The following is a 14323-nucleotide window of genomic DNA, read 5'->3' on the forward strand; positions in this document are numbered from 1 at the left end:
ACCCCCCCGCCACCTCAGCCCCCAGTTTGTGCCTCCCGGGGCCCGCCGGCCCCGCGCACATATTGTTTTCCCCCGGCCCCCTGTTCCTGGGGGGGGGGGGGGGGGGGGGGCCCCCCCCCCCCCCCCCCCACCCCGGTACGCGCCGAGGAGGACTACTCCTCCAACTCGCCGCTTCCGCTGGAGAACTGCGCCAGCCGGAAGATCACGAACTCGGCGGGCTTGACCGGCGCGATGCCGATCTCGCACACGACGCGGCCGACGTCCACCGACTCCGGCGGGTTGGTCTCCTCGTCGCACTTGACGTAGTACGCCTCGGTCGGGCTCTGCCCGAAGAGCGCGCCGCTGCGCCACTCGTTGACCAGGAACGCCGAGATGTTGCGGCGGATGCGGGCCCAGAGGTTGTGGTCGTTCGGCTCGAACACCACCCACTGGGTGCCGATCAGGATCGACTCCTCCAGGTAGTTGAAGTACCGGCGGACGTTCAGGTAGCGCCAGGCCGGGTCGGAGGAGAGGGTGCGGGCTCCCCAGACGCGGATGCCGCGGCCGGGGAAGGCCCGGATGCAGTTGACGCCGATCGGGTTGAGCAGGTCCTGCTCGCCGCGGGTGATCTGGAGCTCCAGGTCGACCGCGCCGCGTACGACCTCGTTGGCGGGCGCCTTGTGCACGCCGCGCTCGGAGTCGTTGCGCGCCCAGATGCCCGCGACGTGGCCGCTCGGCGGGATCAGCCGGGACTGGCCCGACGCCGGGTCGAAGGTCTTGATCCAGGGGTAGTACAGGGCCGCGAACTTGGAGTCGTAACCGGCCGTCTCCTGCCGCCACACCCGGATCTGACGGGCGTTCTGACGCGGCGGCGGGTCGATGATCGCGACCCGGTCGCCCATCAGCTCGCAGTGCGCGATCAGCCCGAGCTGGACCGCCTTGACGGCCTCCAGGTCGATCGCGCCGCGCTCGTAGGCCGACATCAGGTCCGGCACCGCGACCATGGAGATCTCGTCGATGGCCTCCAGACCGCCGAAGCCCGTGCGGTCCGCGGAGTCGCCGAGGTACTGGGCGGGCCCGGGGTGCCCGGAGCGCTCCGGCGCGGCGGGCTCGACGGGGGCAGGCGCGGGCGGGGCGGGCAGCGCCACCGTCTGGTTCTCCGGGCGGGCCAGCTCGGCGGCGGGCGCGGCCTCGGTCACCGTGATGAGCTGCGAGCGCTCCTTGACCTGGGTGACGACGTAGCTGCGCCCGCTCTTCTTGCTGGCGCTCACCTCGAAGGTCTCGACCGGCTTGCCGCCGTCGTTGACGACCAGCTTGAACCGCTCGGCCGGGCCCTCTCCCTCGGCGTCGGCGACCTCGACGGTCAGCGTGCCGTTCGCACCGGGGGCGTTGGCCGTCACGGCGAACGTGCCCAGCCGTACGGGCTCGGCCGCGGGCAGCGCGGCCGGTGTGCGGGAACCCCGCACCGCGGCCGGGGCCGCCGCCTTCCCGTTCTGCGCCGCGTCGTCCGTACCGCCGCCGACCCGGACCACGTACGCGGCGGAACCGCCGTTGTTGAAGAAGCCGTAGACCGAGTGCGCGAGGTAGTAGTCCTCGGTGAACGCGCCGAAGGAGGCGACGTACTGCGTCCAGTTGGTCACCAGCGTCGGTTCGTTCAACGGTCCGGTGGGGGCGAGCCCCACGAAGGCCGCCACCGAGGTGCCCACCCCTTCGATGGGGCGCGAGCCGCTGGCCACCTCCTCGACGTAGACGCCGGGCGACAAGTAGGACGGCATGCTCTGCGCTCCTCCGGATAGGACAGGACACCGGTCAGCCTGTCGGGTGCGCGACCTCGGCGTAAACGGCCGCAGGGGCCGGTGCGGGGGCAGCCCGGCGGCCGTCGGACTGCCCGCAGGGGCATCCGGGTGCGGCCCCGCGTACCGGCCGGGCCGCCCGGCGGGACCGGGACCCGCCGCCGCCCCGCCCGCCCGGGACGGGGCGTCCGCCCGGTGTGCCTCCCGCGCGCGCCGCGGTGCCCGCCGGTCCGGCCCTTGGGGGCAGCACCTCTGCCCCGGCTGCCGGTGACCCGGCCGAGGCCGCCCGCCTAGCGTGCGGGGGTGAGCCTTTGGACTTCCCTTGAACCCCTGTCCGCAACCGTCGACCCCGGCAGCACCGCGCGGGCCCAGCTACGGGTGCGCAACACCGGAGACGTGGTCGACGAGTACCGGTTCGAGCCGGTCGGCCAGCTCGCACCCTGGATCCGGGTGGAGCCGCAGACACTGCGCCTGTACCCCGGTACGACGGGAACCGTCGACCTGACCTTCGAGCCGCCCCGCACCCCCGACGCCACGGCGGGCCCCAACCCGTACGCCGTGCGCATCACCCCCACCGAACACCCGGACGCGGTGACCGTCCAGGAGGGCAACCTCACCATCACCCCCTTCTCCGAGATCCGGGCGGAGATCGTCCCGCCCACGGTCAAGGGGCGCTTCCGGGGACGCCCCCGGCTCGCGGTCGACAACCTCGGCAACGTCAAGCTGACCGCGTCGATCGGCGGCAGCGACAACGGCGACCACCTCTCGTACGAGATCCGGCCCGGCAACGTACAGATCGAACCCGGCCGGGCGGTCTTCGTGGACGCCGACCTCAAGCCGCGGCAGATCATCTGGTTCGGCTCCAAGCAGGAACGCCCCTACGCGCTGGCGCTGCGCCGCTCCGGCGCCGACCCGGTCGAGACGGAGGGCCTGTACGTGCAGCGGGGCTTCCTGCCACGCTGGCTGGCGACCTTCCTCGGCCTCCTCCTCGCCTGCGCGGTCGCCTTCGTGGCCCTGTGGATCGCGTACAAACCGCAGGTCAGGACGAGCGCATCGGAGCAGGCCGCGGTCGGCAACGTGCTGCCCGTGCCGCCCAGTCCCACGCCCAAGCAGGAGAAGCAGCCGGAACCGCCGAAGGAGGAGAAGCCCCCGGCCCAGGAGAAGCCCGCGGGCGGAAGCGGCGGCGGCGGGGGAGCGCCCAAGCCGCCCAAGAAGCCCGAGGTCGTCCCCGCCAAGAACGTCCTGCTCAGGAACACCGCCACCCAGCGCTGCGCCGACCTCCCCGGTGAGGGCAAGGGGGAGATCAACGGCTCGGTCATCCAGGGCGAGTGCCGCGAGCGAGGCGACAACCAGATCTGGGACCTGGACGTCACCCTGCCCAAGGGCGGCCCCGGCGGCAGGCCGCTCTTCCTGATCAAGAACAAGGCCGACGGCTTCTGCATGGACCTGGGCGAGTACGACGGCAGGCCGATCCGCACCCCGATCGGCGAGTTCCACTGCGACGGCACGGTCAAGGACAACCAGCTCTGGTACCTCGACGAGACGGACCCCGGGGTCTACTGGATCCGCAACTTCGCCAGCAACGGCAAGTGCCTGGACGTGGCCGGGAACGCCGACACCCGCCCCGGCATGGCACTGATGATCTTCGACTGCAGTCGTACGGACGACCACGAATGGCGCATCATCCGGCTGAAGGACTGACCGCCCGCCGGACGGCGTGAGGCGCCGGGCCGGGGTTTTCGGCCCGGCACCTCACGAGGTGCCCCTCGCCCGCCACCTCACCAGTTGCCCTCGCCCGGCACCAGCCGCCCCGCCTTGCGGTACTCGCGCCGGGCCCCCTCCAGCAGGTCCTCGGTGCGGATCGGGCTGCCGCGCCCCGCCGCGAGGTAGGCGGCGGTGACCACCGCACTGCGGATCGTGCCGCCCGCCAGCTCGAAGTCCCGTGCCAGGGCGTCCAGTTCGATGCCGTCGTCGGACGGCACGTGCTTCGTCCCGTGCCGCCACAGTGCGAGCCGCTGGTCCACGTCCGGGAACGGGAAGTCGACCACCAGGTCGAGCCTGCGGGTGAACGCCTCGTCGATGTTGCCCCGCAGATTGGTGGTGAGCAGCGCGATGCCGTCGAAGGACTCCAGCCGCTGGAGGAGGTAGGCGCTCTCCATGTTGGCGTACCGGTCGTGCGCGTCCTTCACCTCGGAGCGCTTGCCGAAGACGGCGTCCGCCTCGTCGAACAGGAGCACCGCGTCGGTGCGGTCGGCCTCGGTGAAGATCCGTTCGAGGTTCTTCTCCGTCTCGCCGACGTACTTGTCGACGATCGACGACAGCTGAACGACGTAGAGGTCGAGCCCCAGATCGGCCGCGACGACCTCCGCCGACAGCGTCTTGCCCGTGCCGGAAGCTCCCGCGAACAGCCCGAGCACCCCGCGGCCGCGCCCGCCGCCCGCGCTCAACCGCCAGTCGCCCAGCACCTGTTCGCGGTGACGGGCACGCAGGGCGAGTTCGCGCAGCTGGGTCAGCGGGCCGTCCGGCAGGACCAGGTCCGACCAGTCGACGTCCGGCCGGATCCGCCGGGCGTGCCGTTCGAGCCCCGACACCGACTGGCGGCGTGCGGCGAGGCGGACGTGGTCGGCGGTCACGGGCGAACCGTCGAAGGCGGCCAGCGCGCGGGCCGCGTGCGCCGTCTGCCGGATGCGGTCCCCGTCCAGCCGGTACGGGGCTACGGTGGCCGCCAGGTCGAACGCCTCGGCGTCGGGACCCAGCGCCGCCCGCCAGGCGTCCGCCCCGCCGGCCCGTCGGCCCGGCGCCTCCAGGACCAGCGGACAGGCGGACGACCAGTGCGGATCGTACGGCCGGGGATCCGCCAGCAGTACGGTCACGTCGGGTGCGCCGGTGAGTGCCCGCACCAGCGGCCCGGGGTGTTCGGGCAGCCGCGGCACGACGATCGCCCGCCCGCCGAGCCGTGCCTCGCGCAGCAGCTGGGGTACGAGCTGCTCGGGCTCCCCGCAGACCAGGGCGTCGAGATCGGCCGCGCGCAACGCGGCGGTGAGCACGGTCAGACCGTCGCCCTCGCGGGTTTCCCGCAGGTGGACGGCGAGCGGACCGGTGCGCAGCCGGGCCGCGAGACGCTGTGCGAAGTCGGCGGCCGCGGGGTCGAGGGGCAGCGGCTCGGGCAGCGGCAGCAGTGCGCCGATGAGGTCGGCATCGGGGGTGTCGTCGCCGATGAGGTGGCCGACGACCCGGTCCGGGACGCGCAACGCGCGGGTCAGGAAGGGGCGTTCCGGCTCCTCGACCTCCAGCAGGCCGAACGCGCGCAGCGGGGCCGAAGGATGCAGCCGGGCCCGGGCGGCGCCGGTGTGCGGGGGCACCCCGCACAGGTCCAGGGCCAGTCCCGCCGTGGCGCGTCGGCGGCTCACGTCGTCGTTGAGGTAGCCGTAGAACTGCTCGACGCCGCGGTCGACATCGGGGGCGAGGGCGATCAGCAGCAGTTGGGCGTCGAGAGCGGTGAGGCCGGTACGGGCGGCGAGCAGGGGCAGCCGGTCGCCCGAGCGGGGCGACTGCGGGACCGCCCCCGCGTCAGGGGTGCCGGCATCTGGCGTGAACCCGTCGGTAACCTGGCTTCCGTCGTCACCCGGGGTGTTCGACCTGGTGCGCAGCAGATGACGTACGGCGTCCTCGGACAGGTAGAGGCCGCGCAACGGGTCGTCCGCGGTCGGGTCGGCGGCGCTGCGTCGCTCGACCAGCGCGGCGACCCGCTCGCGCAGACCGGCGAGGCGTGCCATGAGGGCCCGGGCCGGTGCGGTGTTGGGCGCGTGCGGCTGCCCGGCGCTCATCGCAGCCCCTTGCGGCGGCTCGCGGCGGCGGCCTTCCGGGCGGCGCGGACGGCGGCCACCTGCCGGGGGCGGTGCGAGCGTTCGGACGCGTCCGCCGGGGTGCCGTCCACCGTACGCACCCGTACCGTCGCCCCCTCGGTGACGGGCGGCCCGGCGTCGTACTCCGGGAAGGCGGGGAACGGGGCGGTCACCACCAGGTCCAGGGACGGTTTCAACTCCCCGCCCAGCGCGGACCAGATGTCGGCGAGGGACCGGGACTCGGTCTGCACCCCTGCCACGGACAGCGGTACGGACAGCCCCAAGGACCGCAGCGAGCCCGGGAGTTCACTGGGCGGCAACACCTCGCGGGGCAGCAGGGTCGCCAACACCGCAGACAGCAGCCGGTGTTCGTCCTGGGGGATCTTCGTCCACGCCGTCAGCAGGTAGGACAGCCGGAACCAGCGGGGCGGCTGGCGGCGGCGCACGACGACGTCGTGCTCGTCGCGCACCGGGAGCTGACCGCGCTGCCGCCGGGCCACGTCCTCGCGGATGTCGTACAGGTAGGCGTTGACCGTGGGGGCGTTGCGCCGTGCCGCCCAGTCCCGGGTGGGTGCCTCGAACGACACCTCGACCCGCGATTCCTTCAACGCCCCGCCCCTCAGCAGGTTCCCCAGGACCTCGTCCACCTCGTGGATCACGCGCCGCTCCGTCCGCATCCGTGCCGTGGCGGCCCGTGCTCCGCACCGCCCGGCCTCGATCGTGCCTGTGCCGCCGCGCCGTCCCCGGGCGCGGCGGGGCCCGCGGGATCGGCGGCGGGGCAGGAAGAGGTGCCCGAGCAGTCATCGGGAGGGCGCCCGGGGTGCACGTCCGGCGGGGCGCAGGGGTCAGATGTAGCCCTCGCGCAAGGCATAGGCCACGGCGTGGGCGCGGTTGCGCAGGTGCAGCCGGGTGGTGAGCCCGTGGATGACGTTCTTCACGGTCCGCTCGGAGTACGACAGTTTCGCCGCTATCTCCCCGGTGTCGAGCCCCTCGGACACCAGACGCAGGACGTCGACCTCACGGGCGGCGAGGCCGAGCGAGGGGGTGCCCGGCCGGCCGGCCGCTCCCCGTTGCAGCGAGCCGACCTGGTTGATCAGCCTGCCCAACAGGTCGGCCGGGAGGTCGCCGTCGCCCCGGGAGGCCGCGAGCACGGCCTGCACCAGCCGTGGCGCGGTGGCCTGGTGCTGCCAGACGATCGCGCCGACGCCGCATTCGACGACTTCGAGCAGCTCGCTCTCCCGGATCGAGCCGACCACCAGCACCGCGCGGGCGCCCTGACGGCGTGAGATGCGGCGGATGCGGGTGAGGGAGGCCTCGTCCAGGCTGTTCTCGATCAGCAGGGCGACGGTGCCAGGCCCCGTCTCCTCACTCAGTTCGATCTCCGGATGGCGGCGCAGATGGCTGACGGCGCCCTCCCGGCTGAGCGGGTCGGGTGCGGTCACCGCGACGAGGACGCGTCGCGCCGGGGGACCGGCGGCACTCGCGTCCGGGAGCCCTCTGCCGGCGACGTGGGGCCCGTCGGCACGGTCACTCACGGGTTCGTTCCTCTCATGGGCCCCGAACGGTGGTTCGAGGTCGGCAGGATCTTGCGGCAGAAGGGATGACATGGCGTCACCCTTACGAAAGGGGGCGGTTTTTGATCGTCTTCGATCTCACTCGGGCAACTTGGAAACCCCTTGTGGCCATCAGTATCACGACGATTTGGGCGGGCTTGCGCGGACGAACGGGAACCGGCCACGGACCTTCCGGCACCCGGTCGTGGGAGTGGGGCAGGTGAAAGGAGGGATGCGTTCCGGTCCGGGGCGGTTGTGGACCTGCCCTCGGCGCCCCCACGGTCTGCCCGAAAGGGCAGGCCCCTGTGCGCTCCGAGAACTGCCCCCGGATGTGCACGCGCGGACCTGTTCGGCGCGTGCCCGCCGCGATAGATGTGGCGGACCGGGTGATCCGTCGGGTGACCTTCGGCGGGCGAGAGGAGAGGTCAACACATGCGGACTCTGCAGCCGGGACACGGCCGGGCACAGGACAGGGAAGCGGGGAAGCCCGCCGTGCGGCCGGTTGCGTCACCGATGAGCGGTGCCTGGCTCCAGCACATCCAGCGCGCGGCGCAGCCGTCGGCGTCCTCGTCCGTCGCCGAGCCCGATCACGCCCAGGTGCAGCGGGCCGCACTCAACCTGGGCATCAGCTCCCCCGCCGAGGGGCTGGAGACCGGGCTGCGGACCGAGCTGGAACAGCGCTTCGGCGGCGCCGACTTCAGCGGCGCCCTCATCCACCGGGGCTCGCAGGCGCGGGAGTCCGCCGCCCTGCTCGACGCCAAGGCGTACACCAGCGGCCCGCACATCGTCGTCGGCGGCGACATGAGCATGAAGGACTGGGCGCACGAGTTCGCCCACTTCCAGGACCAGCAGCAGGGCCCGGTCCCCGGCAGGGACAACGGGCAGGGCGTCAGCGTGTCCACCCCCGGCGACTCGGGGGAGCGGCACGCCGAGCAGAAGGCCGACGAGGTCATGCGCGGGCCGTCGCCCGTGCAGCGCACGGTCTCCGGCCGGGAGAGCGGGCAGGACAGGGGTCCCGCCGCGCATCCGGGCGGCGGTGGCTGCGCGGGCGGCGACGGCTGCGGCGGTCCGGGCCCGTCCGTACAGCGGATGCACGTCATCAAGGCCGGCTCGGCGGAGTACCCCGCGAAGAACCCCGACTCCGACGACTTCTTCGTCGGCCAGGAGCCGAACGACCGGGACAGCTGGTTCGACGAACAGTCCTCCCACGCACCGCCCAAGCCCCACCTCGTCTACAAGGGCGAGGTCGATCTCGCCGTGTCCGACGGCTTCGACCTCGCCGTGGAACACGCGGGCGCCGGACAGGAGCCGAAGAACTTCTTCGCCACCGACAAGCAGTTCAGCGACTCCGTCAAGAAGCTGCCCGGCGCCCACCAGAACAAGGGGATGTCCCTCTCCAAGACCGGCCGGACCCTCACCATCGAGGGCCGGGGCAAGAAGGTCACGCTGTACGAGATCGAGCCCAAGCTCCGCAAGGAGAAGGGCGGCCCGAAGACCAAGGGCCTGGAGGTGACAGGGCCGCAGCGCTGCAACGAGATGATCGGCGTCGTCACGGGCAAGCGCAGCATGGCGCGCGGCGCCGACGCCCAGTACTGGGAGGTCCTGGAGAAGTTCCTCGTGCGCCTGGACCCGCAGGGCGGCTGGAAGGGCAGGTACCAGGAGGCCATGGACCTCGGCAGCGACGGCGACACCGAGCCCTACATGAGGACCACGGAGGCGATGAGCGGCCGGTTCCAGGAACTGGTCAAGGAGGACGAGGAGAAGGCCGAGGCGGCCCTCAAGGCACTGGGCATCAACCAGCACGCCCCCACGCCCAAGGTGGGCGAGGGCATGACGACGATGACGCAGCCCAACGCCGAGCAGGCCGGCGGGATGAGGGGAGCAACGCCGTTCCACTTCGGGGGAGTCATCGCCCGGAGCGGCGACGACTACATCACCATGGAGAACTACTTCCGCGAACAGAAGGAAGGCACCCTCCCCACCTCCAGCGCCAACGACCCCTTGTGGTACTTCCGCATGTACGGCCAGGAGGCCGGTCGCACCTGGCACGAGGGCTGGACGGGCGCGGGACTGTTCGTGGGCGCGACGATCACCATGACCCTGCGGGGCTGACCCCGTGAGCACGCCGGGAACCGCCCGAGAGCGGGTGCCGATCGCCCGGGGGGCGCCGGACCCGCAGATCGTCGTACGCCTGCGCCACCTCCAGCACGGTGCCGGAAACGCCGCCGTCGTACGGATGCTGGCGGGCCCGGTGGTGACGGACCGGGCAGCGGGCCACGGCGCGCACGAGCACGCGCCGGGCCCGGAGGACCGCGCCTGACGCGTCCCTCACGCACCCCGGACGAACGCGTGCCGCACGCCTCCCGCACGCCTCCCCGACGAGAAGAACCCTCCCCGGCTGCCGGAAGGACCCTTGCATGCACCACCCAGGACACGGACACGGACACGGACACGCGCACGGCCAGGAACACGCCACGAGGGGCCGGGCCCCTTCCGCCGCGACGCGCGGCGCAGCCCCCCGGCCGGGAATGTCGAGCGCCTGGCTGTCCCAGTTGCAGCGCATCGCCGCGGGCGGCGGCGGAGCCCCCACCGGACCCGCCCCGGTCCAGCGCACCAACCGCCGGACCCGCGAGGACGTGGAGGCCTCGCGCTCCGGCGGGGCGCTGAAGCGGAACGCCGACTTCCTCCAGGCCCAGGGCAAGCCCGACATGGCGGCGAAGCTGTTGGAGCAGCTCGACAAGAACCTGCCCCTGCCCCTGGAGGGGAAGATCGCGTTCGCCAACGAAATGCTGGTCCAGCAGCGCAACGGGGCGCGTTTCAAGCTCTCCCTGGACCTGTCGACGATGCTGTACTCCGCGGCGCCCCACGAGGGCCGCAAACAGTACGGGGCCCCCGAACCGGCCAACGGCAAGTACAACTTCGTGGTCCCCGTCCGCAAGCCCGACAAGATCATGGCCTCCCAGGTCGGCACCGAGCAGGAGGAGGGCCACTCCGCGCTCGCCAAGGCCAAGCGGGCCGGTGAGGGACTCGTGTACTGGGCGGGCACCGCCGTGTTCACCGACGGCGTCCTGCAGAAGTGGACGAACGACAGCGGCCACTACCGGCCCACGGGCTCCGACGCCCACCAGCTCGCCGACATCACGGGCGGCTTCCCGCTGGACAAGTACAAGAACTTCGACGAGCCGGGCGGGACGGACTGAGGGCTCCGTGCGCGGAGGTTGTGAAGAGTTCCCTCCCGGCACTCGGCTCCCGGGCGCGGGAGCGGAAAACTCTGAGGACTTGCCCCGCCCCGGACGGGCCGGGCGCCGACCCCCGTGACAGGAGACCGATCAACGATGTTCGCTTTCGCACGGAGCAGAGCACGGACGGCCGCGCTGGCCCTCTCGGCCCTCGTGGCACTCACCTGCGGGATGACCGCCACGACCGGCGCGACGGCGGCCCCCGCCCCCAGGAAGCAGGGGCCGACCTCGGTGGCGTACGTCGAGGTGAACAGCAACAGCATGCGCAACGTCGGCAAGTACACCCTCCCGGGCGGCGACAACGTCTTCGACGTCGCCGTGATCTTCGCGGCGAACATCAACTACGACACCGGCACGAAAGCGGCCTACCTGCACTTCAACGAGAACGTGCAGCGCGTCCTTGACAACGCTGTCACGGAGATCCGGCCGTTGCAGCGCAAGGGCATCAAGGTCGTCCTCTCCGTGCTCGGCAACCACCAGGGCGCGGGCTTCGCCAACTTCCCCTCCCAGAAGGCTGCTTCGACGTTCGCCAAGCAGCTGTCGGACGCCGTCACCCGGTACGGTCTGGACGGCGTCGACTTCGACGACGAGTACGCCGAGTACGGAAAGAACGGCACCGGCCAGCCGAACAGCAGCTCGTTCGTGCATCTGGTGACGTCGCTGCGGGCGAGCCTGCCGGGCAAGATCATCAGCCTCTACAACATCGGCCCGGCCGCGTCGCGGCTCTCCTACGGCGGCGTCAACGTCACGTCGAAGTTCGACTACGCCTGGAACCCGTACTACGGCAGCTGGCAGGTTCCCGGGATCGCCCTGCCCAAGTCGAAGCTGTCACCCGCGGCCGTCGAGATCGGCGGGACCTCCCGGAGCACGGTCGCCTCCCTCGCCCGCCGCACCGTCGCGGAGGGGTACGGCGTCTATCTGACGTACAACCTCGACGGCAGCGACCGCAGCGCCGACGTCTCGGCGTTCACCAAGGAGCTGTACGGCAGCGCCGCCGTCTACACGCCATAGGGCCGCGCGGGCGGCGCCGGTGCGACCCTACGGCGCTGCCCACCGGTGGGCACGAGATCCGCCGTCCGGTCGGGGACACCCCGGTGATCCGTCATCGTGGTGTCTCCGGGCTGCGGACGAGGCTGCTGAGCTCGCTGCCGGGCGGCAGCCGCCGGGTCGGCAGTGCGAGCTCGGTGCAGGTGTCGAAGTACTCGGCCCGGTCCCGGAGTTCCTGATTGTGGACGTCGTCCTCCCCGGCGAGGAAGAGCGGCACCCGGTAGCCGACGACCTGGTCGAAGGCGGGAGCACCGGCCTCGGGGACGGCCGCGCACCAGTGGGCGTACGCCTGCTGGGCGAACGGATCGGCCTCGGCGCCCTCGTCGGACGCCGCGGCGAGCCAGTCCGCCAGGCCGAGGCCCGTGGCCAGGCCCGCACCCGTACCGGGGTCGACGACGAGGACGTGCCGGTCCGCGTCGTCGCCGTCGGCACCGATGTCGAGGGCCATCTCCCTGCCCTGCCAGTCGAACGCGAACGGGTAGAACCGCTCTTCCACGTCCGGTACGAGCCGCACGCACGCGAGATACGCCTGCCGGGCCGACGCCGGAGTGTGGAACCGGAGCAGCCCGTCGGCCAGGGTCGCACCGGCCAGCTCGCCGAACACCTCCGCCAGCGGGGGCGGGACGTACTCCTCGTCGGCCGGGTCGGCGGAGATCGCGGTGCCGGTGCCCGGGGTGGTGACGGGGAAACGGTCGAGGAAGGGGGCAAGTGGCATGGTGTCGGCTCCTCCACCGGTGGCTGGGACGCGTGCGGACCTCCGTCGGTCTGCTGCCCGCCTCGGCGGAGTCTCATCCGCCCCTTGCCCACGATTCCGCTGTGCTCGCGCACCCGTCCGGCACGTACGTGCGCAGCACGGTCCACGAGGTCGTGCGCCGCGGGGCCGGCCGACGACTGCGGCCGCATCGATGTGCGTCGAGGTCGGTCGAGGCGCGTCAGATGCCGGGCAAGGTGTCCTGGTCGACCTGGTGGGTGTCGGCGGCCGGGGGCCGGCGGTGGGGGTCGCAGTCGGGGCCGTAGCCGTTCATTCTCGACTCGGGGGACTTGAGCTCGGCGCCGCAGCGTCGGCAGTAGCGGTGACGGGCCCCGGTCTGCGGGTCGTCGATGAGGGTGGGCTGGTCGGGGCGGCGGCGATTCATGGTTCCAGTGTGGCGCCTGCTGGGCGAAGACACCGGTCACGGCGCCGCGTGCGGGGCAGGACGGCGCGCAGACGCAGTGCCGCGGGCGGCAAGACCCCGCCGGGCTTGCCCCCCGAGCGAACCGGGCCCGGTGTCCAGGTGTCCGCGATGGGGGAGTTCGCCCGAAGCCCCCCACCGCCGACGGACCCGCGCCGGCACCCGCATCAGCCCGCTGTCGGCCGCGCCAGGTCCCTGCGCTGCTTCAGCCATCCGCCGAGGGCCAGCGCCGCCACCAGCACGGCGGAGACGTACAGCTGGTCGCGTCCGCCGGGAGTCGTCGCCATCGCGACGAAGACTCCGGCGATCGCCAGCAGCGCTGCCCACGTCAGGTACGGGAAGCCCCACATCCGGATGGTCAGCAGCTCGGGCTCCTCGCGCTCCAGCCTGCGCCGCATCCGCAGCTGCGTGACGCAGATGAAGACCCACCCGACCAGGATGGCGACGCCGGTGGTGTTCATCAGCCACGTGAAGATCGTGTCCGGCCACCAGATCCCGGCGAACACGGCGAAGAAGCCGAAGCAGCAGGAGGCGACGACCGCGGCCACCGGCACACCGCCGCGCACCCCGCCCAGGAAGCGCGGGCCCAGACCGCGCGAGACCAGCGAGTACGCCATCCGGGACGAGCCGTAGATGTTGGCGTTCATCGCGGAGAGCAGCGCGATCAGGATGACGACCTGCATGATCGTGCCCGCGGCCGGGATGCCCAGGCGGTCCAGCACGGTGACGTACGGTCCGTCGGCCGCGACGCGCGGGTCGTTCCACGGCACCAGGACGACGACCAGGGCCATCGAGCCGACGTAGAAGAGGGCGATGCGCCAGACGGCGGTGCGCACCGCGCGGGCGACGTTGGCGCGCGGATCGTCGGACTCCGCCGCGGCGATGGTGACGGTCTCCAGGCCTCCGTACGCGAAGACCGCGGTCAGCAGACCGGCGATCAGCCCGGTCGTGCCGGTCGGGAAGAAGCCGCCCGCGCCGGTGAGGTTCGAGGCGCCGGGGGCGTCGCCGAACACTCCGCAGATGCCGAGCACCCCGAGGACCAGGAACGCGCAGATCGCGGTGACCTTCAGGGCCGAGAAGCAGAACTCGAACTCGCCGAAGTTGCGCACCGCGGCGAGGTTGCTGAGGCAGAAGAAGACCATGAAGACGGCGACCCACCCGTAGGTGGGCAGGAACGGGACCCAGCCGTGCATGATCTCACCGGCCGCGACCGCCTCCGCCGCGACACCGCAGCACAGCATGGTCCAGTACGTCCAGCCGGAGGTGGCCCCGGCCCAGGCGCCGAGCTCCCGCTCCGCGTGCACCGAGAAGGAACCGGTGGAGGGGCGTGCGGCGGACATCTCGCCCAGCATCCGCATCAGCAGCATGACGACCGCGCCCGCCGCCGCGAACAACAGCACCACCGCGGGACCGGCGGCCGCGATGCCGGCGCCCGACCCCACGAAGAGGCCCGCCCCGATGACCCCGCCGAGCGCGATCATCGAAAGGTGTCGCTGCTTGAGGCCCTGGGAAAGGCCGTTGGGCGCGTCACCCGTGGCAGGGCCGTGCTGAGCGGGGGGATCGGCCAGGGCCGTACCCGTGGGGGCTGTCCGGTTCATGGTCTTGCCTGTTCGATATGTGAGACGAATGTGGTCACAGTATGGAGTGATCACGCGATGAGTGGATCAGGTGTCCGATATTCGGACAGCGAGAGGC

At 72.2% G+C, this 14323-nt stretch carries 12 protein-coding genes; 5 read left to right on the forward strand and 7 right to left on the reverse strand.

All coding sequences use genetic code 11. The features are described from left to right. Positions 1–152 precede the first annotated feature (152 nt). Positions 153–1754 (reverse strand): phage tail sheath family protein, encoded by a 1602-nt coding sequence (locus ACIO3O_RS41480; protein ID WP_401755801.1) that lies wholly within the window; start codon positions 1752–1754, stop codon positions 153–155. Between the two features lie 321 nt (positions 1755–2075). Here ACIO3O_RS41480 and ACIO3O_RS41485 point away from each other — a divergent pair, with 321 nt between their 5' ends. Further along, positions 2076–3473, forward strand: coding sequence for an RICIN domain-containing protein (locus ACIO3O_RS41485; RefSeq protein WP_401755804.1), 1398 nt, complete (start codon positions 2076–2078; stop codon positions 3471–3473). Positions 3474–3550: 77 nt separating this feature from the next. Here ACIO3O_RS41485 and ACIO3O_RS41490 read toward each other — a convergent pair whose 3' ends face one another. The 3 genes from ACIO3O_RS41490 to ACIO3O_RS41500 all read right to left on the reverse strand — a co-directional run bounded on the left by ACIO3O_RS41490 (position 3551) and on the right by ACIO3O_RS41500 (position 7059). Continuing rightward, positions 3551–5599 carry an ATP-binding protein gene (locus tag ACIO3O_RS41490; RefSeq protein WP_401755807.1) on the reverse strand — a complete coding sequence of 683 codons (2049 nt, stop codon included), beginning with the start codon at positions 5597–5599 and terminating at the stop codon, positions 3551–3553. Then, positions 5596–6276 carry a DUF4255 domain-containing protein gene (locus ACIO3O_RS41495; RefSeq protein ID WP_401755809.1) on the reverse strand — a complete coding sequence of 227 codons (681 nt, stop codon included), beginning with the start codon at positions 6274–6276 and terminating at the stop codon, positions 5596–5598. Before ACIO3O_RS41495 ends, ACIO3O_RS41490 begins: the two co-directional genes overlap by 4 nt. A 186-nt stretch (positions 6277–6462) precedes the next feature. Continuing rightward, positions 6463–7059: a LuxR C-terminal-related transcriptional regulator gene (locus ACIO3O_RS41500; protein ID WP_401755896.1), complete on the reverse strand. Its 597-nt coding sequence runs from the start codon at positions 7057–7059 to the stop codon at positions 6463–6465. 543 nt (positions 7060–7602) lie between these two features. On the opposite strand from ACIO3O_RS41500, the gene ACIO3O_RS41505 reads away from it, so the two are divergent. The 4 genes from ACIO3O_RS41505 to ACIO3O_RS41520 all read left to right on the forward strand — a co-directional run bounded on the left by ACIO3O_RS41505 (position 7603) and on the right by ACIO3O_RS41520 (position 11420). After that, complete coding sequence (locus tag ACIO3O_RS41505) at positions 7603–9282, forward strand: DUF4157 domain-containing protein (protein WP_401755811.1); 1680 nt, start codon at positions 7603–7605, stop codon at positions 9280–9282. 4 nt (positions 9283–9286) lie between these two features. Further along, the gene (locus ACIO3O_RS41510; protein WP_401755814.1) at positions 9287–9490 is read left to right on the forward strand and encodes a hypothetical protein; all 204 of its coding nucleotides are present in this window, start codon (positions 9287–9289) and stop codon (positions 9488–9490) included. Between the two features lie 208 nt (positions 9491–9698). Beyond that, entirely contained in the window at positions 9699–10370 is a 672-nt protein-coding gene (locus tag ACIO3O_RS41515) for a hypothetical protein (protein WP_401755817.1), read from the forward strand. Positions 10371–10505: 135 nt separating this feature from the next. Further along, complete coding sequence (locus ACIO3O_RS41520; protein ID WP_401755820.1) at positions 10506–11420, forward strand: endo-beta-N-acetylglucosaminidase H; 915 nt, start codon at positions 10506–10508, stop codon at positions 11418–11420. A 91-nt stretch (positions 11421–11511) separates the two neighbouring features. Here the strand turns inward: ACIO3O_RS41520 and ACIO3O_RS41525 are convergent, their stop codons facing one another. From ACIO3O_RS41525 to ACIO3O_RS41535, 3 genes are all read right to left on the reverse strand, one after another. Further along, positions 11512–12171 carry a hypothetical protein gene (locus ACIO3O_RS41525; RefSeq protein WP_401755822.1) on the reverse strand — a complete coding sequence of 220 codons (660 nt, stop codon included), beginning with the start codon at positions 12169–12171 and terminating at the stop codon, positions 11512–11514. 217 nt (positions 12172–12388) lie between these two features. Next, complete coding sequence (locus ACIO3O_RS41530; protein WP_401755824.1) at positions 12389–12592, reverse strand: DUF6011 domain-containing protein; 204 nt, start codon at positions 12590–12592, stop codon at positions 12389–12391. A gap of 203 nt (positions 12593–12795) precedes the next feature. Then, positions 12796–14226, reverse strand: coding sequence for an amino acid permease (locus ACIO3O_RS41535; protein WP_401755827.1), 1431 nt, complete (start codon positions 14224–14226; stop codon positions 12796–12798). Between the last annotated feature and the right edge of the window lie 97 nt (positions 14227–14323).

It is taken from the genome of Streptomyces sp. NPDC087440 (assembly GCF_044744005.1).
Taxonomy (GTDB): Bacteria; Actinomycetota; Actinomycetes; order Streptomycetales; family Streptomycetaceae; genus Streptomyces.